At 66.8% G+C, this 22,482-nt stretch carries 18 protein-coding genes and 1 pseudogene; 15 read left to right on the forward strand and 4 right to left on the reverse strand.

From position 1 onward, the window contains the following. Window positions 1-45 precede the first annotated feature (45 nt). From QP166_RS00885 to QP166_RS00940, 12 genes are all read left to right on the forward strand, one after another. A complete protein-coding gene (locus tag QP166_RS00885) occupies window positions 46-1,428 on the forward strand; it encodes a tetratricopeptide repeat protein (RefSeq protein WP_333914198.1) in 1,383 nt (460 codons plus the stop codon). Between the two features lie 104 nt (window positions 1,429-1,532). Further along, the gene (locus QP166_RS00890) at window positions 1,533-2,909 is read left to right on the forward strand and encodes an undecaprenyl-phosphate glucose phosphotransferase (protein WP_333914199.1); all 1,377 of its coding nucleotides are present in this window, start codon (window positions 1,533-1,535) and stop codon (window positions 2,907-2,909) included. Further along, window positions 2,899-3,678, forward strand: coding sequence for a WecB/TagA/CpsF family glycosyltransferase (locus QP166_RS00895; protein ID WP_333914200.1), 780 nt, complete (start codon window positions 2,899-2,901; stop codon window positions 3,676-3,678). The genes QP166_RS00890 and QP166_RS00895 overlap by 11 nt, the downstream gene beginning before the upstream one ends. Beyond that, entirely contained in the window at window positions 3,675-4,232 is a 558-nt protein-coding gene (locus tag QP166_RS00900; RefSeq protein WP_333914201.1) for a hypothetical protein, read from the forward strand. The genes QP166_RS00895 and QP166_RS00900 overlap by 4 nt, the downstream gene beginning before the upstream one ends. A 349-nt stretch (window positions 4,233-4,581) precedes the next feature. Further along, window positions 4,582-5,118 (forward strand): FxDxF family PEP-CTERM protein, encoded by a 537-nt coding sequence (locus QP166_RS00905; RefSeq protein ID WP_333914202.1) that lies wholly within the window; start codon window positions 4,582-4,584, stop codon window positions 5,116-5,118. A 13-nt stretch (window positions 5,119-5,131) separates the two neighbouring features. After that, a complete protein-coding gene (locus tag QP166_RS00910; protein ID WP_333914203.1) occupies window positions 5,132-5,692 on the forward strand; it encodes a hypothetical protein in 561 nt (186 codons plus the stop codon). 15 nt (window positions 5,693-5,707) lie between these two features. Next, window positions 5,708-6,478, forward strand: a complete 771-nt coding sequence (locus tag QP166_RS00915) for a metallophosphoesterase (RefSeq protein ID WP_333914204.1) — start codon at window positions 5,708-5,710, stop codon at window positions 6,476-6,478. A 43-nt stretch (window positions 6,479-6,521) separates the two neighbouring features. Further along, on the forward strand, window positions 6,522-6,995 hold the full coding sequence (locus tag QP166_RS00920; protein ID WP_333914205.1) for a dihydrofolate reductase: 474 nt from the start codon (window positions 6,522-6,524) through the stop codon (window positions 6,993-6,995). A 24-nt stretch (window positions 6,996-7,019) separates the two neighbouring features. Further along, on the forward strand, window positions 7,020-7,946 hold the full coding sequence (locus QP166_RS00925) for a bifunctional riboflavin kinase/FAD synthetase (RefSeq protein WP_333914207.1): 927 nt from the start codon (window positions 7,020-7,022) through the stop codon (window positions 7,944-7,946). Between the two features lie 24 nt (window positions 7,947-7,970). Further along, window positions 7,971-10,859: an isoleucine--tRNA ligase gene (gene ileS, locus QP166_RS00930; RefSeq protein WP_333914208.1), complete on the forward strand. Its 2,889-nt coding sequence runs from the start codon at window positions 7,971-7,973 to the stop codon at window positions 10,857-10,859. Then, window positions 10,814-11,359: a signal peptidase II gene (lspA, locus tag QP166_RS00935; RefSeq protein WP_333914209.1), complete on the forward strand. Its 546-nt coding sequence runs from the start codon at window positions 10,814-10,816 to the stop codon at window positions 11,357-11,359. Before ileS ends, lspA begins: the two co-directional genes overlap by 46 nt. Then, window positions 11,352-11,852 carry a DUF3035 domain-containing protein gene (locus QP166_RS00940; protein WP_333914210.1) on the forward strand — a complete coding sequence of 167 codons (501 nt, stop codon included), beginning with the start codon at window positions 11,352-11,354 and terminating at the stop codon, window positions 11,850-11,852. The genes lspA and QP166_RS00940 overlap by 8 nt, the downstream gene beginning before the upstream one ends. Window positions 11,853-12,030: 178 nt before the next feature. Here the strand turns inward: QP166_RS00940 and QP166_RS00945 are convergent, their stop codons facing one another. The 3 genes and pseudogenes from QP166_RS00945 to QP166_RS00955 all read right to left on the reverse strand — a co-directional run bounded on the left by QP166_RS00945 (window position 12,031) and on the right by QP166_RS00955 (window position 15,351). Next, entirely contained in the window at window positions 12,031-13,317 is a 1,287-nt protein-coding gene (locus QP166_RS00945) for a mechanosensitive ion channel family protein (protein ID WP_333914211.1), read from the reverse strand. Continuing rightward, window positions 13,314-14,506: pseudogene (gene metC / locus QP166_RS00950) on the reverse strand (cystathionine beta-lyase). The gene QP166_RS00945 and the pseudogene metC overlap by 4 nt, the downstream one beginning before the upstream one ends. Then, entirely contained in the window at window positions 14,503-15,351 is an 849-nt protein-coding gene (locus QP166_RS00955) for a sulfurtransferase (protein ID WP_333914212.1), read from the reverse strand. The pseudogene metC and the gene QP166_RS00955 overlap by 4 nt, the downstream one beginning before the upstream one ends. A 75-nt stretch (window positions 15,352-15,426) precedes the next feature. Between QP166_RS00955 and queF the strand changes: the two genes are divergently transcribed. The 3 genes from queF (at window position 15,427) to QP166_RS00970 (ending at window position 19,598) form a co-directional block, all read left to right on the forward strand. Further along, complete coding sequence (queF, locus tag QP166_RS00960) at window positions 15,427-15,873, forward strand: preQ(1) synthase (RefSeq protein WP_333914213.1); 447 nt, start codon at window positions 15,427-15,429, stop codon at window positions 15,871-15,873. Window positions 15,874-15,997: 124 nt separating this feature from the next. After that, entirely contained in the window at window positions 15,998-18,271 is a 2,274-nt protein-coding gene (locus tag QP166_RS00965) for a glycosyltransferase family 4 protein (RefSeq protein ID WP_333914214.1), read from the forward strand. Between the two features lie 46 nt (window positions 18,272-18,317). Next, window positions 18,318-19,598, forward strand: coding sequence for a glycoside hydrolase family 130 protein (locus tag QP166_RS00970; protein WP_333914215.1), 1,281 nt, complete (start codon window positions 18,318-18,320; stop codon window positions 19,596-19,598). Between the two features lie 211 nt (window positions 19,599-19,809). On the opposite strand, the gene topA is transcribed toward QP166_RS00970, so the two are convergent. Then, window positions 19,810-22,377, reverse strand: coding sequence for a type I DNA topoisomerase (gene topA / locus QP166_RS00975; RefSeq protein WP_333914216.1), 2,568 nt, complete (start codon window positions 22,375-22,377; stop codon window positions 19,810-19,812). Between the last annotated feature and the right edge of the window lie 105 nt (window positions 22,378-22,482).

Here is a 22,482-nt window from a genome sequence, read left to right on the forward strand (position 1 = left end):
CCGACTCGGCGGGCAGTAAGGCGGCGTGCCATCGCCGCTTCGACGATGGCGTTGGCGCTGTTGTCCGGCTGTGGTTCGCGCGAGGAACGTGCGGGCAAATTCGCGTCCGTCTATGAAGCCGCAATGGCCAACAACGATCCCGTTATGGCACGGCTGGCGATGCAGCAGGCGGTCGGCTTCGACGACTCGAACCCCGACTATTGGCAGCAACTGGGTCAGGTCGAGTTGATGCTCGGCGATTATTCGGGCGCGTACAACGCCTATCTGCGCGCCAACGAACTGGATCACAATCGCCCGGTGGTGTTGCAGGCGCTGGCCGATCTGGCGGTGATCGGCGGCCATATCGAGGATGCGCAGCGCTATGCCAAGCAGGTGTTGCTGCTTCGCCCTGATGATCCTGCGCCGCAGACCACGCTCGGCTTCGTCGCGCTACGCAATCGCGATTACGAGGCGGCGCTGAAACATGCCGACGCGGTGCTGGCGTCGCGCATCGACGATTCGAATGCGACGATCCTCAAGGCGCGTGCGCTGGCCGGGCTGAACAAGTCCGATGCCGCGCTGACGTTGCTGAGCGATTTCGTCACCGGCCATCCCAGCGACGCCACCGCGCTCGACGCGCTGGGCGATATGTCCGGCCGGTTCGGCAACCTAGCGGGGCAGAAGGAAGCGCAGAGCCGCGAAATAACGCTCAGGCCGAAGGACATGGGGTTGCGCGTCGCCTATGCGCGCACCTTGTACCGGCTCGGCGAGCGGGCGGCGGCGCACGATCTCACCTATCCAATTGCGAGCAGCGGCGAACATCAAGGTCGGTTGATCGACATCCTCGGCCTGTGGCTGCAATACGAGCCGCGCGACGCCGCGATCGCGCAGGTGCGCCAGCTCGCGGCGCAGGCCTCGACCGCCGACAAGATGCGCTACGCCTATTTCCTGATGCTGGCCGGGCAGGCGCGCGATGCGGAGGCGCTGGTCGCGCCGTTGGTGTCGCTGCCCGTGACCGCTGCCAACGCGGCGCCACTCGCGCTGCTGGCGCAAACGCAGGCGATGCAGGGGCGCGACGACGAAGCGCTGACGCTGCTGAATGCGGTGCTGACGTTCGATGACGGCAACATCCTGGCCTTGCGTGCGCGCACCGATCTGTACCTGCGTACCGGGCGCGGGCGGCAGGCGGTGTTCGATGCGCAGCGACTTGTGGCCAGCAAGCCGCGGTCGGCGGACGATCGCGTACGGCTGGCGCGCGCTTATGCGCTGGCGGGGCAGCCGCAACTGGCGGAAAACACCTATCGCGCCGGTATCCAGGCGATCGGTGCCGATCCGCTGCTGTTCGGGGGGCTGCGCGAATTTCTCGTGAAGGCGGGGCGTTCGGACGAACTTGCCGACCTTCAGCAGCAATTTGTTGAGCAAAAGCGTGTAGCGCGTGCGCAATGGTAGCGCGGGGCGATAACGACCCGACGGAATCGGGACGGCAACAGGTGGCAGGATCGCGAACGGTTCAGGGACGGCGCTTCACGTCGAACGTTATCCCGTCGATGGTGATGACCGTCGACCTTCTGTGCTTGATCGTCAGCGCACCCGTCGCGGTGATACTCTACACCACGATCTTCCAGCAGACGGTGGTGCCGGGCGTGCACACCGCGGCCGCTTTCATCGCGGGGATCGCCTTCTTCCTGATCCGCCAGTCGCGGGGCGTCTACGGTCAATCGATCGTCCTGCTCCAGTCCGGCGACACCGCGGTGGCGGTCGATTATTTGATGTCGGCGCTGCTCAGCAGTGCGATCGTCTGGCAGTTCGGGCTGGTCGACGAATTCTCGCGCGGGCTGACGCTCACCTATGTCGGGGCGGTGACCGGGCTGTTGTTCGTCAGTCGGTTCGTGCTGCGCGCGGCGCTGCGACGGCTGGCCGATAGCGGCCGCATCCGCCAGCGCGTCGTCCTCTATGGTGCCGACAAGGATACGCTGACGCGCACCTGTCGGATGCTCGATCTGCAGGCGCTGCCGCAACTGCTGCTGGTCGGGGTCGCCGACGATTATACCCGCGCCGCGGACCCGCAGGCGGTGGACGACCTGCCGTTCATTGGCGGCTTTCCCGAATTGCTCGCGATGGCGCGCGACGGTGAGGTCGATCAGGTGCTGATCGCCCTGTCCGACATGACGCGCGAGCGTGTCGAAGTGATCATCGAAAAGCTGAGCGAGGTGGCGGTCGACGTCTCGTTGATCCCGCGCGAGGCGATCGCGCTGGCGCCCGACTATCGCGTCAACTTCGTCGGGCAGATCCCGGTGCTGACGCTCTGGCAGCGCCAGATGCGCGACGGCAATACGATCGTGAAGGATCTCGAGGATTTCGTGGTCGCGACGGTGGCGATCGTCCTGCTGGCGCCGCTGCTGGTGGTGACCGCCGCGGCGATCAAGCTGACCAGCCGCGGCCCCGTGATCTTCAAGCAGCCGCGCTTCGGGTTCAACAACCGCGAGATCCTCGTGTGGAAGTTCCGGTCGATGTATGTCGACCGGCAGGACGTGAGCGGCGCGGCGCGCACCACCAAGGGCGATCCGCGCGTCACGCCGGTCGGGCGCCTGATCCGCAAGCTGAGCATCGACGAATTGCCGCAGCTGTGGAACGTGATGCGCGGCGAGATGTCGATCGTCGGCCCGCGTCCGCACGCCACGCATATGAAGGTCGGCGACCATTATTACTTCGACGCGGTGCGCGGCTATGCGGCGCGGCATCGCGTGAAGCCGGGCATCACGGGGCTGGCCCAGGTGCGCGGGCTGCGGGGTGAGATCCAGACGATCGAGCGGGCCAAGCGACGCGTCGAGCTGGACCGCTATTACATCGACAATTGGTCGCTGATGCTCGACCTGCGCATCATGGTCGAGACGGTCGTGAACCTGGCGTTCGATAAAAATGCCTATTGAGCCCGCCGCCGCGCCGCGCCGCACCTTCATCGGCATCGACTTTGATCCGCTCGACACCGATGCGGCGGTGACATGGCTACGGCAAATCACGGCGGCGACACCCTTCCGCTACGTCGTCACCCCCAATGTCGACCATATCGTCAGACTGGAGGCGCTTGGCGAGCAGGACCCGGTCGGGGGTGAGCTGTGGCGAGCCTATCGCGCTGCGGCGCTGGTGCTGTGCGACAGTCGGGTGCTGGCGCGACTCGCGCGTTTCTATGGCATCGAGCTACCGCTCGCGCCGGGCAGCGACCTGACCGTCCGGCTGTTCGCGGACGTGGCGCAGCCGGGCGACCGGATCGCGATCATCGGGGGAGACGAGCCGTTGCTGACGGCGTTGCGTGCGCGCTTTCCGACGCTCGGCATTGTGCAGCATATCCCGCCGATGGGGATGCTCGGCAATTCCGCCGCGCTGGCCGCTGCGGTGGCGTTCGGTCGCGAGGCAGCGGCGCGGTTCGTGTTGATCGCGGTCGGATCGCCGCAACAGGAGTTGCTCGCGGCACGGATCGCCGAGGCGGGTGGTGCCCATGGCTGCGGCCTTTGCATCGGCGCGTCGCTCGATTTCATCGTCGGGCGCCAACGCCGCGCACCGCGCGTGGTGCAACGGCTCGGGCTGGAATGGGCGCATCGGCTGGCGTCGCAGCCGGGCCGCTTGTGGCGGCGCTATCTGGTCGACGGTCCGCGCATTTTCCGGCTGGCACACCGCTGGCAGCGCGGCCGGGGGCGTTGAACGAGCGCTGGACGCCGCGGATCGGCGATCCGAGCGTGATCGGCTGGGTTACGGTCGCGCTTTACCTGATCGCGGCAGGCGCGTGTGCGATGGCGGCGCGTCGCGCCATGCACGATGCGCGTGGTGGTCTGCGCTTCTGGGCGATCGTCGCTGTGATGATGCTGGCGCTGGGCATCAACAAGCAGCTTGACCTGCAATCGCTGTTTACTCAGCTACTTCGCGACGATGCGCTCCAGCATGGCTGGTTTGCAGAGCGTCGCACTCTTCAGCTTGCGTTCATCATTGGACTGGCGATGGCCTCGCCAATCATCGCCTTCTTCATCGTGCGACGCTTTCCCATGCTGCGGCGCAATATGCGGGCCGCTGTGGTTGGTGTTTGCTCGATCTATACTTACGTTCTTATTCGCGCCGCCTCGTTTCATCATGTCGATCGGTTCATCAACGCGACAATACTTGGCGTGAAGTGGAACTGGGTTCTCGAGATCGGCGGCATCATGATCGTGCTTCTCGCCGCGTTGCGCGCGCGAGTCGCATCTTGCGGCACCTCCGCCTAAAAGCTTGGAACTGGCGTCGATCGTACGCCGAGCGTCCCGCTTTTTCCTCGACGCAAGCTGCTCTGTACGTCCCGAAACTGGACTATGACCGGAATGTTGCACCGCATCCAAAGTGGGTCACGCGGCGTATATAAGCTCGTAACGCTCGATGCCGCCTTCCTGCAGTGCAAAAACAGCACAGCCCAAGGAAAGCGGTATGTCGATAAAAAGACGATGGTTTTCGGTTCGTTAAGGTGCGATACATCGAATCATCGGGTGGCCGGGTGGCAACGGTTCATCTCCGCCGGGATCGGCGGGTCGCGTGAGTGGTACGGACGGACGTCAACAGGGTGTAAGGGGAGTTTCCAGCATGAAGAAGATTTTCGCGGCCGCAGTTGTAGCGGCGACGGTTGCAGTTTCTGCACCGGCAATGGCAGCAACGAACATCCCGCTGACCAACAACAATGGTCTCTACGTGGGAGCGTTCGCGTCGGAATCGAAGACGGGCGAATTTACCGACGTCTACAAGTTCACGGTGCCGTCGGCGGGTTTCGTTGGCGCGAGCCTGATCACGCTCGCCTTCAACCTGCCGGGCATGGATCCGATGGTGAACTTCGTGCTGACCAAGGTGACGCTGAATGGTGTCGACCTGACGCTGACCCCGACCAGCACGAACAACTATCAGGCTGAGTCGCTGTCGCCGATCCCGTCGAAGAACAACCCGCAGTCGCTGATCGTCAAGGGCACCGTGACAGGCGGCAGCGCGACCTACGGCGGCAACGTCGCATTCCGTGCGAGCGCCGCGGTTCCCGAGCCGGGCACCTGGGCGCTGATGATCCTGGGCTTCGGCATCGTCGGTTACGCGATGCGTCGTCGTCCGGCGGTCCGTTTCGCGCAGGCGATCTGATCACGGCATCGTGATGGCGCTGACGCGCCGTCACGGTGACGATCTGAAAAGCGGCGGCGTACCTTCAGGGGTGCGTCGCCGTTTTTTATTGAGCATTGGCGATGACGGTGGACGCTGCGGCGGAGCGGGGCCGATGCACATCGCAGTCGACCGGGACGGTAGGGTACGGTTAGGATGGCGATGCTATCATCCTCTCGTGACCGGAACCGCTGCCCTGACGCTTCGCCTGATTCGCTGCCTCGCGATTTTCCGCTCGGTGCGCGCCGAGTTGGCCGCGTCGGGCGCGGACGCGTTGATCGACTATCGCTCAATCGGCGACACGGCCGAGAGCGCCGCCGCGCGGTTCGGGCCGCCCAATTCCGGGTTGGATCAGTTCGAGGCGGACGGGAACCACCGGCTCAAGCGCAGCCACGATGAGGGCGCGGAGATCCGGCTGCCGATGCTGCGCTTCAACGAGGGCGGGCGGCGCGTTCGGGCCGGGCGCTATACGGTGCCTTTGCCGTTGCCGACGCGGTTCGGTCACGCGCATGGCGCGCCGGTGCTCGACGCCATCGACACGATGCTGTTCGGCTGAGCTGCTCGCACCATGATGGGGAGATTGCGCCAACTGCTCGGATGGCCGCCGCCGCGCCGCGCCGCGATCCCCACGGGGATGCGCGTCTATGCGATCGGCGACGTGCACGGCCGCGCCGACTTGCTGGAGCCGCTGCTCGGGTGGATCGCGGAGGATCATCAACGCCGCGGCGGTGAAGCGGCGCTGCACATCGTGATGATCGGCGACGTGATCGACCGCGGGCCGGCATCGGCGAAGGTCATCGAGTTGCTGATCGCCGAGGATCGCAGCGGCGCACAGCGCCATTTCCTGTGCGGCAATCATGAAGAGATGCTGCTCGCGATCCTGGATGGCGAGAGCGAAGGCGTCGTGCGCTGGCTCGACCATGGCGGGGCGGAGACGCTGGAGAGCTATGGCGTCGATCCGACGCGCTTCTGGGACGATCCCGAGGCGCTGCCGCGTGTGTTGCGCTCCGCGATCCCGTCACGCCACATCGCCTTCCTGCGCGCGATGCTCGCGCAGGTGCGGATCGGCGACTATCTGTTCGTCCATGCCGGTATCCGCCCCGGAGTCGCGATCGAGGAGCAGACCGCGCGCGACCTGCGGTGGATCCGCAAGGATTTCCTGAACAGCGCGGCCGATCATGGACCGATGGTGGTGCACGGGCACACGATCGTCCCGAAGGTGGAGTATCGCTTCAATCGCATTGCGATCGACACGGGGGCGTATCGCACCGGCCGGCTGACCGCGCTGGGGCTGGAGGGTGAGGCGCGCTGGACGCTGACCAGCCGACTCGATCAGGCGTGATGCGCGCTTTTCTCGCCGACCGTTCGCGCCTAGCGCGGCGCGCATGATCATCTTCATTCTCGCGCGCGCCGATAATGGCGTCATCGGTGTCGATGGCCGGCTGCCGTGGCGGTTGCCGGAGGATCTCAAGCGATTCAAGGCGCTGACGATGGGCACGCCGATGGTGATGGGGCGCAAGACCTTCGAGAGCTTCCCCGCGCCACTGCCCGGCCGGCGGCACATCGTCCTGACGCGCGACCGGAACTGGTCCGCCGCCGGGGCGGAGGTGGCGCATGACGTCGAGGCGGCGCTGGCGCTCGCGGGAGCGGGCGCGGGCGACATCAGCGTCGTCGGGGGCGCGGAAATCTACGCGCTGCTGCTCGACCGCGCCGACCGGATCGAACTGACCGAGGTTCATTGCTCGCCCGACGGCGATGCGATGGTGCCGGCGTTCACCGGTTGGCGCGAGGTGACGCGAGTGGCGCATCCGGCGGAAGGCGAGCGGCCGGGCTATGATTTCGTAACGCTGGCACGGTGACGGTGCAGGCGCTAAGGGCGGCCGATGCAGCGGCTTGACGGCGGCTCGGCGGTGCCTGCCGCTCTGGCAGGGGCGATCGTCGCGCTGGGCAATTTCGACGGTTTTCACCTTGGGCATCAGGCGGTTGTCGCGCGTGCGGTCGATCGTGCGCGTGCTGAGGGACGGCCGGCGCTGGTCGCCACCTTCGATCCGCACCCGGTCCGTCACTTCCGGCCCGACGCCGAGCCGTTCCGGCTGACGACGCTCGACCAGCGTGCGCGGTTGTTCGCGGCGGCGGGGGCGGACGGCATGGTGGTGTTCCATTTCGACGCCGCGCTCGCCGCGCTGCCCGCCGATGTGTTCATCGCCGAGCGGCTGATCGGGGCGTTGCAGGTCGGCGGCGTGGTGACGGGGGAGGATTTCACCTTCGGCCATGCAAAGAGCGGGAATATCGCGACGTTGCGCGCGGCGGGCGAGCGGGCGGGTTTCTCGGTCGATACCGTGGGTGCGGTGCTGCTGGAGGGCGAGCCGGTATCGTCGACGCGTATCCGCGCGGCGCTTCGCGGCGGCGATCCGCTTGGTGCGGCACGACTTTTGACGCGACCGTTCGCGGTCGAGGGCATTGTCCAGCATGGCGACAAGCTGGGGCGGACTATCGGTTATCCGACCGCGAACCTCGATATGGGGCCATATTTGCGCCCGGCGTACGGCATTTATGCGGTGCGCGGGCGGCTGGCGGACGGGCGGGTGCTGAACGGTGCGGCGAACCTGGGCATAAGACCCACGTTCGATCCGCCCAAGGAGCTGCTCGAGCCGTATTTCTTCGACTTTTCGGGCGACCTGTACGGACAGGTGCTCGAAGTCGAACTGATCGAGTGGCTGCGCGCCGAGGCCAAGTTCGACAGCCTCGACGCGTTGGTCGCGCAGATGGACCTGGACTGCGCCCGCGCGCGCGAGTTGCTGGCGGACTGACCCGCCGTTAAGGCTGACACACACATGGCCGAAGCATCCGACACAACGCGCGATTGGCGCGATACCGTATTCCTGCCGCAGACCGGCTTCCCGATGAAGGCGGGGCTGGCGCAGAAGGAGCCCGCGATCCTCGACCGCTGGAAGCGGATCGGGCTGTACCAGCAGCTGCGCCAGCAGCGGCTGGGGCGCGAGCGGTTCATCCTCCACGATGGGCCGCCCTATGCCAATGGCGACATCCACATGGGCCACGCCATGAACAAGGTGCTGAAGGACGTGATCGTCCGCAGCCGCTCGTTGATGGGCTATGACGCGCCGTACGTGCCGGGCTGGGACTGCCACGGGCTGCCGATTGAGTGGAAGGTCGAGGAAGCCTATCGCGCCAAGAAGCTCGACAAGGATCAGGTGCCGGTCGCGCAATTCCGCGCCGAGTGCCGCGCCTATGCCGACAAATGGGTATCGGTGCAGCGCGACGAATTCGAGCGGCTGGGCGTGATGGGGGATTGGGACGACCCCTATCTGACCATGAAGTTCGAGGCCGAGGCGACGATCGCGGGCGAGCTGCTGAAGTTCGCGGAGAGCGGCCAGCTGTATCGCGGCGCTAAGCCGGTGATGTGGAGCCCGGTCGAAAAGACCGCGCTGGCCGAGGCCGAGGTCGAATATGAGGACGTGGTCTCGACACAGATCGACGTCGGGTTCGAGGTGATCGACTGCCCCGAATATCCGGGGCTGGCCGGCACGCTGGCGGTGATCTGGACGACGACGCCGTGGACGATCCCGGTCAACCAGGCGCTCGCCTATGGCTCGGCGATCGATTATCTGCAGTTCGAGCACGACGGGCGGCGCTATCTGGTCGCCGAGCCGCTGATGCCTGCCTTCACCAAGCGCACCGGCATTCCGATGGGCAAGATCGTGGCGCTCATCAAGGGGCCGGTGCTGGAGGGTGCGACCGCGCGCCACCCGATGCACCATCTGGGCGGCTTCTTCGCGACGCCGCGGCCGTTCCTCGAGGGCGACTTCGTCACCACCGATGCCGGCACCGGCCTCGTCCATATGGCGCCGGATCATGGCGAGGACGACTTCCTGCTGTGCAAGGCGAACGGGATCGATCCGGTGTTCGCGGTCGATGGTGCGGGCATGTACCGCGCCGACTGGGCGTGGCTCGGCGGGCAGGGCAGCGTCATCAACAAGAAGTTCGTCAGCGCCGAAGGGCCGATCTGTTCGGATCTGCGCGCGGCGGGCGGGTTGCTGTCGGCGAGCGACGATTTTGCGCACAGCTATCCGCATTCGTGGCGGTCGAAGGCGAAGGTGATCTTCCGCGCGACCCCGCAATGGTTCATCCCGATGGATGGCCGATCCACTCCCCCCACCCCTTCAGGGGAGGGGCCGGGGGCGGGGTCGATGGGGAAAGAGCCCGCTCCACAACCACCCCACCCCAACCCCTCCCCTCAAGGGGCGGGGCTTGGAGGCAACGCCGCCAGCCTCCGTGAGCTCGCGCTCGATGCCATTTCGCGCACGCAATGGGTTCCGGCCCGCGCCGAGAATCGCATCCGCTCGATGGTCGAGGGCCGTCCTGATTGGGTGATCAGCCGGCAGCGTGCGTGGGGCGTGCCGATCGCGCTCTACGTGCATCGCCAGAGCGGGCAATATCTCAACGACCCGGCGGTCAATGCACGGATCATCGCCGCCTTCCGCGCGAGTGGTGCGGACGCGTGGTTCACTGCCGACCATCAGGCGCTGCTCGGCGAGGGTTACGACGTCGCCGATTACGAGCCGGTCAACGACATCCTCGACGTCTGGTTCGACTCGGGCTCGACGCACGCGTTCGTCGTCGAGGCGCGCTATGGCGAGGGCACGCGCGCGAACCTGTATGTCGAAGGCTCGGATCAGCATCGCGGCTGGTTTCAGTCGTCGCTGCTGGAGAGCTGCGGCACGCGCGGGCGGGCGCCGTATGACGCGGTGCTGACGCACGGCTTCGCGCTCGATGGGCAGGGACGGAAGATGTCCAAGTCGCTCGGCAATGTCGTCGATCCGCTCAAGGTGATCGGCGAATCGGGCGCGGACATCCTGCGGCTGTGGGCGGTGTCGACCGACTATTTCGACGATGTGCGGATCGGCAAGGAGGTGCTCGCCACGTCCTCGGACGCGTATCGCAAGCTGCGCAACACCTTCCGTTACCTGCTCGGCGCGCTCGATGGCTTCACCGACGACGAGCGGGTGCCGGTCGCCGAGATGCCGGAGCTGGAGCGCTACATGCTCCACCTGCTCCATGCGCTCGATCGCGAATTGAAGGAGGCGGCGACTTCCTATGAGTTCAACCGCTACGTCCGGCGTCTGACCGACTTCTGCAACGAGGACCTGTCGGCGTTCTTCTTCGACGTGCGCAAGGACTCGCTCTATTGCGATGCGCCGGGCGACGTGAAGCGGCGCGCGTATCGCACGATGCTGGACGTGCTGTTCCATGCCCTGGTGCGCTATGCCGCGCCGGTGCTGGTCTTCACCGCCGAGGAAGTGTGGCAGGCACGTTTCCCGGCCGATGACAGCTCGGTGCATTTCCTCGAATGGCCGACGCTGCCCGACGAAACGGGCGAGGATGTCGCGCAACGCTGGCTTGAGGTGCGTCGTCTGCGTGAGCGGGTTACCGAGGCGATTGAGCCGTTGCGGCGCGAGAAGACAATCCGGTCGAGCCTGGAGGCGGAGGTGACCGTGCCCGAGCTGCCGCTGACGCCCGAGGCGCTGGCGGAGCTGTTCATCGTCGCCAAGGTGAGCGAGGCGGGGACCGTCGATGTGGCGCGCACCGATTATCACAAGTGCGGACGCTGCTGGCGGCATCTGCCCGAGGTGACGAGCGATGGTGAGCTGTGCGCGCGATGTGCCGAGGTGACGGGCGCCGATGTGACGGGAACGGCAGCGTGATCCCGCGCGCGGGATTGCTGCTGGCCGCGGTGGTGTTTGCGGTCGACCAGTTCGTCAAATGGCTGGTCACCGGGCCGCTACGGATCGATTTTCTCGGCGCGTATCGTACGTTGCTGCCGATCTTCGACCTGCGCTTCACCAAGAACGAGGGCGTGTCGCTCGGCATGTTACGCGCCGAGACCGACACGACGCGCTGGCTGCTGGTCGCCTTCACCGCCGCGATCGCGATCGCGGTGGCGGTGTGGATGTTCCGCGAGCGCAAGCGTGCCGATCAGCTCGCGCTCGGGCTGGTGCTGGGCGGGGCGCTCGGCAATATCCTCGATCGGGTGCGGCTGGGCTATGTGGTCGATTTTGCGGATCTGCACTTCGGCGAATGGCGGCCGTTCCTGGTATTCAACGTCGCCGATGCCGCGATCACGATCGGTGTGCTGATTCTGCTGGTGCGCGCGCTCCTGATCCGCGAGAAGCGCGACGATGTTTCGGAGAATGTCCATGCGTAAGTCTGTGGTGGTGGTGGCCGGGATGGCGGCGCTGGGGCTGCTCGCCGGCTGCGGCAAGCGCGGTTACGACCGCGCCCGCCCCGACGAATTCGCGGTGGCGCGCCAGGCGCCGCTGATCATCCCGCCCGATTTCGCGCTAGTCCCGCCGCAGCCGGGCGCCGCGCGCACGCAGGGGAACAATCCGCAGGCGCAGGCGATCGAGGCGCTGTTCGGCGGCCCGGCGGCGCGCAGCGCGGGCGAGGCGGGCGTGGTCGAGCAGGCGGGCGGCGCTAGCGCGTCGACACCGGGCATCCGCTCGGGCGTCGGCGATCCGGCGACCAACGTGATCGACAAGGGCCAGACGACCAGCGACATCGTCGCCGCGCCGCAGGGTGACGGGCAGGACGCGCGCGCGGCGGTCGGTGGGGCGGCTGCGGCTGCTCCGGCGCAGCCGGCGGGGGCGCAGACGACCCCGGCGCAGAGGGCTCCAGCGCAGCCGACGCCGCAGCAGTAAGCTCGGTGTCGCCCCTGCGAAGGCAGGGGCCTATGACTGTTTCGTCCTATCGGGCCATCTGACACAGGCGCGCGTGCCGTGTGTCAGATGGCTTTCGTGCATTCTACAGACATGGGTCCCTGCCTGCGCAGGAACGACGGTTCTCGTACTGTCGGTGTGGGGAAGAAGCGCGTCCGGATCAGGTCCGGGGCGTCGGTTCGGCGGGCGTTTCGCCGGGCCAGCTTCGCACGTAGATGTCGCGCTGCGCGAACGGCATGCCGATCCCGGCGTCGCGGAACATCGTCCACAAGCGATTGAGCACGTCCGACCGCACGTTGCCGACCCCGCTCTCGGGATCGCTGATCCACGCGAGGATCTCATGTTCCGCGCCATCGGTGCCGAAGCCGGTCAGCCAGACGTTGGGCTTGGGCGAGTCGAGCACGCGCGGCGATTCGCGTGCGGCGCGCAGCATCAGCGCCTGCGCGACCTGCAGGTCGCAATCATAAGGGACGCGCACCGGGATGCGGACGCGGACGTTGCGGTCGGAATAGGACCAGTTCTCGACCTCGCGGGTCATCAGATCCTCGTTCGGGATCAGATGCTCCTTGCCGTCGCGCGTCACCACCGACACCGCGCGGACGCCGATCTTGTTGACCCAGCCGAAGCTGGTGCCGACCGCGATCACGTCACCGGGCTTGATCGAGCGGTCGAGCAGCAGGATGATGCCGGCGATCAGATTGCCGATCGTCTTCTGCATCCCGAAGCCGACCGCGAGCCCGAACGCGCCCGAGAAGACCGCGAAGGCGGTGAGGTCGATGCCGAGCAGGTCGATCCCGAACAGGAAGGCGAAGACCACGACGGCGATCCCGGCGATCTTCTGCGCGAGCACCTTCTGGGTCGGGTCCAGCGCGCGGGCGTGCGCGATCGTGTGCGCGGTCAGGCGGTTGGCGACGCGCACCGCCGCCATCAGCGCGACGACGATGACCAGCACCTCGATCAACGACAGCAACGACAGGCGGCGGCTGCCGACCTTTACCCCGATCGCATCGAGCGTGGTGGTGATCGGCTCCAGACCGCCGACGGCATGGCTGAAGATCGCGGTGAACACGACCAGTTCGACGACATAGGCGGCCCAGCGCGGGATACCGACGCCGCGCATCAACTGGTGCGCGGTCAGCATTCCCGCCGCCGCCATCGCGAAGCCGATCGCCGCCGCCGCCAGCGGACCCCATGGCCAGACGGCGTAGATCAACGCGAGCAGCACCACCGCGCTGCCGTGGCGGATGATCGTCGCGATGCGCGGGCTCAGCCCCTCGACATGCGCGCCGACGCGCGCGCGCCACCACGCGGCGGTGCGCGCGCCGACGATCCGCTGTGCCATGACGCCCAGCGCCAGCGCCGCGATCACCAGCGCTCCGGCCGCCGCCAGCTCGATCAGGTCGGCCTGCGCCGGTACCATCTCGAGCAGGGCGCCGACATTGGTCACGCCTGCGCCGCGCGCCACGCGGCCAGCCCGCGGTCGAGGTCGGCGATCAGGTCGTCGGGGTCTTCGAGCCCGATCTGCAACCGCACCAGCGGCCCGGCGAAGTCGGGGGTGGTGGCGGTGCGGTGGCGCTGCGGGTCGATCGGGACCGCGAGGCTTTCGAACCCGCCCCAGCTGTAGCCGATTCCGAACAGGTCGAGCGTGTCGATCAGGGCGGTACGGGCGGTGTCGCCGCCGCCCGCCAGCGCGAAGGCGAACAACCCCGCCGCGCCCTTGAAGTCGCGCCGCCACAGGTCGTGGCCGGGACAGGTGGGTAGTGCTGGGTGCAGGACGCGCGCGACTTCGGGGCGTGCCGCCAGCCATTCGGCGATGCGCAGTGCGCTGGTTTCGTGGCGCTCCAGCCGCACCCCCATCGTGCGCAGGCCGCGTGCGGCGAGATAGGCGTCGTCGGCGCTGATCACCTGCCCAAGCTGGAAGCTGGTGTCGCGCAACGCGGCGAAGTGTCCCGGTGCAGCGGTGACCGAGCCCATCATGACGTCGGAATGGCCGCCGATATATTTGGTGCAGGCGAGGATCGAATAATCGACGCCCAACCCGATGACCGGGAACAGCAGGGAGTCGCCCATGTGTTGTCGATCACGGTCGCGACGCCGCGCGCCCTTGCGGCGGCAACGATCGCGGGGACGTCCTGCACCTCGAAGGTCAGGCTGCCGGGGCTTTCCATGAAGATCACGCGCGTGCGCTCGCTGATCAGGTCGGCGATGCCGGCGCCGATCAGCGGATCGTAATAGCGCGTCGCCACCCCCATCCGGGCGAGCAACTTGTCGGCGAGCGCGCGGGTCGGGTCATAGGCGCTGTCGACCAGCAGCAATTCGTCGCCGGGCGACAGGAGCGTGAGCAGGCACGCCGACACCGCGGCGACGCCCGAGGGATAGAGGAACGTCCCCTCGGCGCCCGGCTCCAGCTCGGTCAGCGCGTCGGCGAGGCTCCATTGCGTCGGCGTGCCGCGGCGGCCGTAGAACAGCCGGTGGTGCGTGTCGCGCGCACCGGTCGCACGCAGGTGCGCGACATCGTCGTAGAGGATCGTCGACGCGCGCCATACGGGCGTGTTGACCACCCCGGCGGTCCATTCCTTGCGTCGGCCGCCGGTGACCAGCCGCGTTGCCGGCCGGATATCGTCGCGTGCGCTCATGCGTCCCCCGTCGCCTTGGGCGTCGCGGGATCGCCGCCCCACTCGGTCCAGCTACCGTCATAGACCGCCGCGTCGCGTCCGAGCAGATGCGCACCGAACGCAAGCACGCTGGCGGTGATCCCCGAGCCGCAGGTCATCGCCAACGGGCGGTCGAGATCGACCCCGGCGGCGGTGAAGGCCGCCGCGAGCGCATCGCCCTGCTTCCACGTCCCGTCGACGTCAAAGAGCTGCGGATAGGGCAGGTTGCGCGAGCCGGGGATGTGGCCGGGCGCGACGCCGGGGCGGGGATCGGCCTCCGCCCCGGTGAAGCGCGCCGCCGAACGCGCGTCGACGATCTGTGTGGTGCCGCCCGACTGGAGCGCGCGCATCGCGGCGAGATCGAGCAGGCCGATGCCCGAACGGGGCACATCGACCGTCGTGGGCGTGACCGGCGCTGCCCCTTGCTCCAGCGGACGACCTTCCGCCTTCCACTTCGCCAGCCCACCGTCCAAGAGCGCGACATCGGTGAAGCCGAACGCACGCAGCATCACCCACGCGCGTGCGGCGGTGCGGTGCGGCGCATCGTCGTAGAGCACGATCCGGTCGTCGCTGCGCAGCCCGAGCCGCCCGGCCAGCTTCGCGAAATGTGCGGTGCCGGGCATCGTCGAGGGCAAAGGTGCGTCCGGTTCGGCGAAGGCGGCAAGGTCCATGAAGGTCGCGCCCGGAATATGCCCGGCGGCGAACTCGGCGGCGGCGTCACGCGGCGCTTCGCCGGGCAGGCCGACGTGATAGCTGGCATCGAGGATGCGAAGGCCCGGCGTGTCCGCGTGCGCGGCAAGCCATTCGGTGGAGACGAGAGCGGTCATGGCCTTCTCCATAGCGCCAGCGCGACGGCTTGGAACAGGTCGCAATTGCCCACGCCACGTCTTATGTGCGCGCGCATGACCCCCATGCATCTTGGCCAGACCAGCACATTGCCCGCTTCGCCCGACGAAGCGGTGCTCGATTACGTTCCAAATCCGCGTCCGGCGCAAACCTATCTGGTGCGCTTCACGCAGCCCGAATTCACCTCGCTGTGCCCGGTGACCGGACAGCCGGACTTCGCGCACCTGGTGATCGACTATGCGCCCGCCGAGACGATCGTCGAATCCAAGTCGCTGAAGCTATTCCTCGGCTCGTTCCGGAACCATGCCGCCTTCCACGAGGATTGCACGGTCGGGATCGGTGAACGGCTGTTCCGCGAGATGCGGCCGCAATGGCTGCGGATCGGTGGCTATTGGTATCCGCGTGGTGGAATGCCGATCGACGTCTTCTGGCAATCCGGGGCGGCGCCGGCGGATTTGTGGCTGCCCGATCAGGGTGTTGCCCCATATCGCGGGCGAGGGTGACTGATCGCGATCAACCCGTTCGCGAATGCTGCGCTGCGGAAATTTGGCAACCTTTCGTCGGACAGATGGTTCACTTTACGAACACGCGCGCAACGGGCGCCGTAATCATCGCAAAGGCAAGGGGATGAAGCAGTCGACCGGGGCGCTGAACGTCGGGCACATTGCGCTGATCGGTAACTTCCTGCCACGAAAGTGCGGGATCGCGACCTTCACCACCGATACCTACCAGGCGCTGCGCAGCCGTTTTCCGGACATGCAGGTCGACGTCTACGCGATGGACGACCACCCCGGTCGCTACGATTATCCCGCGGCGGTGGTCGGCACGATCCCGCAGCACGACCGAGACGCTTATGTCTCTACGGCGCGGGCGATCGAGACCAGCGGTGCGCAGGTGCTGTGGCTCCAGCATGAATATGGCATCTTCGGCGGCGAGGCGGGTGGCCACATCCTCGCGTTGCTCGACCGTGTATCGCTGCCGCTGATCGTCACGCTGCATACCGTTCTCGAAAAGCCGAGCGCTGCCGAGCGGACGGTGCTCGAAGGGCTGCTGCGCCGCGCCGCCAAGGTGATCGTGATGGCCGAGCGCGGGCGCGAGATCCTCGAGCGCGTCTATGGCGCGAATCCGAAGCAGATCGCGACGATCCCGCACGGCGTCCCTGACCGCCCATTCGCCGAACCGGATTCGTTCAAGGCACGGTTCGGCTGGGACGGTCGTCGCGTGATCCTGACCTTCGGCCTTCTGGCGCCGGGCAAGGGGATCGAGACGATCATCGAGGCGATGCCGTCGGTCGTCGAACGTCACCCGGAGGCGATGTATGTCGTGCTCGGCGCGACGCACCCCAATCTCGTCGCGCACGAGGGCGAGAAATATCGTGATTCGCTCAAGGCGCGTGCCGAGGAACTGGGTGTCGGCGCGAACGTCGCCTTCATCGATGCGTTCGTCGACCACGACGACCTGATCGATTACCTGCAAGCGGCGGATATCTACGCCACGCCCTATCTTAACCCCGCACAGATCACGAGCGGTACGCTCAGCTATGCGGTCGGCGTCGGCAAGGCGGTGGTTTCGACCCCGTATGTCCATGCCACCGAAATCCTTGCCGATGGACACGGCGTTCTGGTCGATTTCCGCGACCCGGCCGCGTTCGCACGCGAGATCAACGACCTGCTCGGCAGCGCGCGCAATCTCGCGCGGCTGTCGGCCCGGGCTTATGCGCGGGGCCGGACGATGATCTGGCCGCGCGTGGTGGAGAAGGCAATGGACGAACTGATCGCCAGTCTGTCGACGCGGACGCAACGGCTTCCGCACCCCGGCAAGGCCGACAAACAGGTGTTGGCTCCCGATATCTCCGCCGTCGAGCGGATGAGCGACGCCACGGGGATGCTCCAGCATTCGATCTTCTCGGTGCCCGATCGCCGGCACGGTTATTGTATCGATGACAATGCGCGCGCGCTGATGCTGATGAGCGCGATCGAGGACCTCGACGCCGAGACCCGCGACAAATGGATGACGATCTATGCGTCGTTCGTGCAGTTCGCCTGGAACCCCGACGCGCGGCGTTTCCGTAACTTCATGAACTTCGACCGGACATGGTGCGAGGACGTCGGGTCCGAGGACTCGAACGGTCGTGCGCTCTGGGCGCTGGGCGTGACGGCGCGTGATGCGCACGAGCCCAAGCACCGCGATTGGGCGACCGCGATGTTCGACAATACCGCCAGCCTCGCACTCGACCTTGGCAGCCCGCGCGCGCAAGCCTTTGCGATGCTCGGTGCGGCGGCGATGCTGGAGGCGTCGCCACGGCATGACATGGCATTGCAGATCCTGCGCCGTTTCCCAGACGAGCATCTCGCATTGCTCGACGCGGCACGGCGGCCGGAATGGTGCTGGTTCGAGATCGTGCTTGCCTATGACAATGCGCGGTTGCCCGAGGCGATGCTACGCGCCGGTCTGGCGCTCAACCGCGCCGATCTGATCGCGTGCGGGCTCGATACGCTCGACTGGATCGTCGCGCGCCAGACTGCGCCGGAGGGGCATTTCCGCGCGGTCGGCTCGGAAAGCTTCGGGCGCATCTATGAGGAGCCGTTGCCGTTCGACCAGCAGCCGCTCGAGGCGCAGGCGACGATCGATGCCTGCGCGGCGGCCTTCGATGCGACCGGCGATGCGCGCTGGTATGCGGAAGCGAAGCGCGCTTACGACTGGTATCTTGGCGTCAACGATCTCGACCTGCCGCTGGCGACGCATCGCGATGGTGGCTGTTTCGACGGGCTGATGCCGACCGGGCTCAACCGCAATCAGGGCGCCGAGTCGATCCTTGCGTTACAAATGGCGTCCTGTGCGATTTCGGGGCTTTCAAAGCGCGTTGGAAAAGTGGCAGGGACGGTGCGCGTCTCCGCCTGATGGCGGCGACGTTCGCGTTCGACGTCCCTAAAGACGAGGCTGGTCCTTGGAGCTGTTCAACCACCGGCTGCGTCTGCATGCCGATCCGTCGCGCGTCGTGGTGCGCCCCTTTCACATCGGCTGGATCGCCAATGCCAACGGCGTCAGCCGCTCGCAGCGGCTGATCAGCGAGGTCATGGACATGTCGCCGCAAGAGGCGCGTGACCAGCTCGACCTGGTGCTGAAGGATTTCGAGGCGCGCCACTGGCAGACGCGACGCGTGTTCATGACCCGCTACGACGAGATCGCGGCGGCGCACGATCTCGACGGCAGCCGCATCTCGGACGAGAAGCGGCAGCTGATCGGCGCGTATTTCTGTCACGAATACAGCTATGCCGCCGCCGCGCTGATGAACCCCAGCGCGGTGTCGCATCCCGATCAGTCGGGGATGGAGGACGGTGCGCAGCGGATCGTCATGTCGCTGCGTGCGGTGGGAGAGGGGCATATCTCCTCGGTCGCGTTCCGTGAGGGGATCATCACCAGCAACAACGAGTTGAAGCTGGCCCCGGAGCCGCCGTTCGCCACCGCGACCGACGCGACCGGCACCGACGAGGAAGCGCCACCCAGCGGGCCGGTGACCGTCCATCGCCACCGTGACAGCACGCTGTCGGGCACGGTGATCTTCCCGATCACCGATGCGCAGTCCAAGGGGTTGGAAGACCTGCGGCTCGTGCACTTCACGCACGATGACGGGACGCAGGAATGGTTAGGCACCTATACCGCTTATAATGGCGCGACGATCCAGTCCGAGCTGTTGCGGACGCGCGATTTCCGCGCATTCGACCTGATCCCGATGACCGGCAGCGCGGCGCGCAACAAGGGCATCGCGCTGTTCCCGCGCAAGGTGGGCGGCGAGTATCTGTCGATCGGTCGGCAGGATGGCGAGAACCTGTATCTGCTGCGCACCAGTGACCTGACGCATTGGGACGACGGCGAGTTGATCCTCAAGCCGGTGTTTCCATGGGAGTTCGTCCAGATCGGCAATTGCGGGCCGCCGATCGAGATCGACGAGGGCTGGCTGTTGCTGACGCACGGCGTGGGTGCGATGCGGAAGTATTCGATCGGCGCGGCGTTGCTCGACAAGGAGAATCCGGCGCGGATCATTGGACGGACGCGCTCGCCGATCCTGGCAGCGGCGGATCAGGATCGCGAAGGCTATGTGCCGAACGTGGTCTATACGTGCGGTGCGATGAAGCACGGCGACAAGCTGTTCATGCCGTACGGGATCGCCGACAGCTCGGTCGGGTTCGCGTTCGTGTCGATCAAGGAATTGCTGGAAAAGATGTGACCGGTCGTTGCCGCGGCTACGCCCGCGGCGGTGCGCGTAGCGCAACGACCGGTCCGGCCGGCGGGGCGGCGGAGCCGATCCCGTCCGACGTCATGCCGGCGGCTTTGCCGCCGGCGGCCTCTTCGGCCGTCATTGCGAGCGCAGCCAAGCAATCCAGGGCCGGACCACGACGCCCTGGATTGCTTCGCTTCGCTCGCAATGACGGCTTATGTCATTCCTCCGCGGCGGCTTTCTTGGCTGGCGCTTTCTTGGCTGGCGCTTTCTTCGCGGCCGGCTTCTTCGCCGCGGCCTTCTTCGCTGGCGCCTTCTTCTTCGTCTTGCCCGCCGGCGCGGCTGCCGCGCGGTCGTCGATCAGTTGCGCGGCTTCCTCCAGCGTGAGCTGGTCCGGCGCGATCGTCTTCGGGAGCGTCGCATTGGTCGTGCCGTCAGTGACATAGGGGCCGTAGCGGCCTTCCATCAGCTTGATTTCGGCCTCGGTCCGCGGGTGAGGCCCGAGCACCTTGAGCGGGGCGCGCGCCGCACCGCGGGCGGGGCGACCGCCGCCTGCCGCGGCCTCGGCCAGCTTGACCACCGCGGCGTTCATGCCGGTCTCGAACACCTCGGATGTTGACGAAAGTCGCGCATATTTGCCGTCGTGCACGAGGTACGGCCCATAGCGGCCGATGCTCGCGTTGATGGGCAGACCCGTCTCCGGATGTTGTCCGATGGTGCGCGGAAGGTTGAGCAAACGCAGCGCCATCTCGAGGTCGAGCTCGCCGATGTCCTTGGGGATCGAGGCGCGCTTCGCTTCCTTGCCTTCGCCGAGCTGGATGTACGGGCCGAACCGCCCGCTCTTGCGCTCGACGGGCAGTCCGGTCTCGGGATCCTGGCCGAGAGTCTCCGGCCCGGTTTCCTCCGCCGCCGCGTCGCCGCCCTGCGCGAAGCGGCGCGTGAACTTGCAGTCGGGGTAATTGCTGCACGCGATGAACGCGCCGAACTTGCCGCCGCGCAGCGCGAGTTGCCCGGCATGGCATGCCGGACAGAGGCGCGGATCGCTGCCGTCCGCCTTTTCGGGGAACAGGTATGGTGCAAGGAACTGGTCGAGCGCGGCGGTGACCTCGCTCGGCTTCTGCTCCATCACCTCGGCGGTGCGCGGCTTGAAGTCGCGCCAGAACGCTTCCAGCACCGCCTGCCATTGCGCGCGGCCGCCGGACACGTCGTCCAGCTCCTCTTCCAACTCCGCAGTGAAGTCGAAGCCGACATATTTCTCGAAGAAGCGTTCGAGGAACGCCGTCACCAGCCGCCCGCTCTCCTCCGCGAAGAAGCGGTTCTTCTCGACGCGCACATAGGCGCGGTCCTTGAGCGTCTTGATGATCGAGGCATAGGTCGACGGGCGACCGATCCCCAATTCTTCCATGCGCTTGACCAGCGACGCCTCGGAGAAGCGCGGCGGCGGCTGGGTGAAATGCTGCTCGGCGAGCACGTCCTTCTTCGCAGGGGCATCGCCCTCGCGCATCCGCGGGAGGCGCTTGGCGTCCTCGTCCTGCGAATCGTCCTGCCCCTCCTCGTAGAGCGCGAGATAGCCGGGGAAGAGCACGACCTGCCCGGTGGCGCGCAGCACGTTGCGCCCGGTGCCGTCGGCCAGCTCGATCGTGGTACGCTCCATCCGCGCCGAAGCCATCTGCGACGCGAGCGCACGCTTCCAGACAAGGTCGTACAGCCGGGCGTGGTCGACCGAACCGACGCGGTCCTTCGTGAAATCGGTCGGGCGGATCGCCTCGTGCGCTTCCTGTGCGTTCTTGGCCTTTGTCTGATACTGGCGCGGCTTGTCGGGAATGTAGCCGCCGTCATAGCGATCGACGATCGCGGCGCGCGCGGCGGAGATGGCGCTGCCGTCCATCTGCACGCCATCGGTCCGCATATAGGTGATCGCGCCGTCCTCGTAGAGCTGCTGCGCGATCCGCATCGTGTGATCGGCGGAGAAGCCGAGCTTGCGCGCCGCCTCTTGCTGGAGCGTCGAGGTGGTGAAGGGCGGCGGCGGGTTGCGTGTCGCCGGCTTGGTCTCAACCGACTGGACCGAGAAGTTGCCGGCCTCGACATCGGCCTTGGCCTTGAGCGCGTCACCCTCGCTGCCGATCGAGAGGCGGTCGAGCTTCTTGCCCTGCCATTGCACCAGCCGCGCGGCGAACGGCGTGCCGTCCTGCTCGAACTCCGCGATGACCGACCAATATTCCTGCGCGCGGAACGCCTCGATCTCGCGCTCGCGATCGACGATCAGCCGCAACGCCACCGACTGGACGCGCCCCGCCGATTTCGCGCCGGGCAGCTTGCGCCACAGCACCGGCGACAGCGTGAAGCCGACCAGATAATCGAGCGCGCGGCGGGCGCGATAGGCGTCGATCAGGTCGGTATCGAGCGCACGCGGCGCCTGCATCGCCTGCGTCACCGCTTGTTTGGTGATCGCGTTGAAGGTGACGCGCTGGACGTCCTTGGGCAGTGCCTTGCGCTTGGCGAGCACCTCCTGGACGTGCCAAGAAATCGCCTCTCCCTCGCGATCGGGGTCGGTGGCGAGGATCAGGCGGTCGGCGGTCTTGGCGAGATCGGCGATCGCCTTGAGCTGCTTGGCCTTGTCGGCGTAGTTTTCCCACTCCATCGCGAACCCCTCGTCGGGGTTCACCGACCCGTCGCGCGGCGGCAGGTCGCGGACGTGGCCGTAGCTGGCGAGGACGCGATAGTCCGAGCCGAGATACTTCTCGATGGTTTTGGCCTTGGCGGGCGATTCGACGATGACGAGCTGCATTGTTGCCTAACTAGGGAGCCTCACACGTACGTGCGAGGGTGAAGGGGAGCGGCGGGGGGCGTCAAGGGTGTGTGAGAAGCGGCCTGGTTTCGTCGGCCCGGATCA

The sequence above is a fragment of the Sphingomonas sp. LR60 genome, assembly GCF_036855935.1.
GTDB lineage: Bacteria > Pseudomonadota > Alphaproteobacteria > Sphingomonadales > Sphingomonadaceae > Sphingomonas.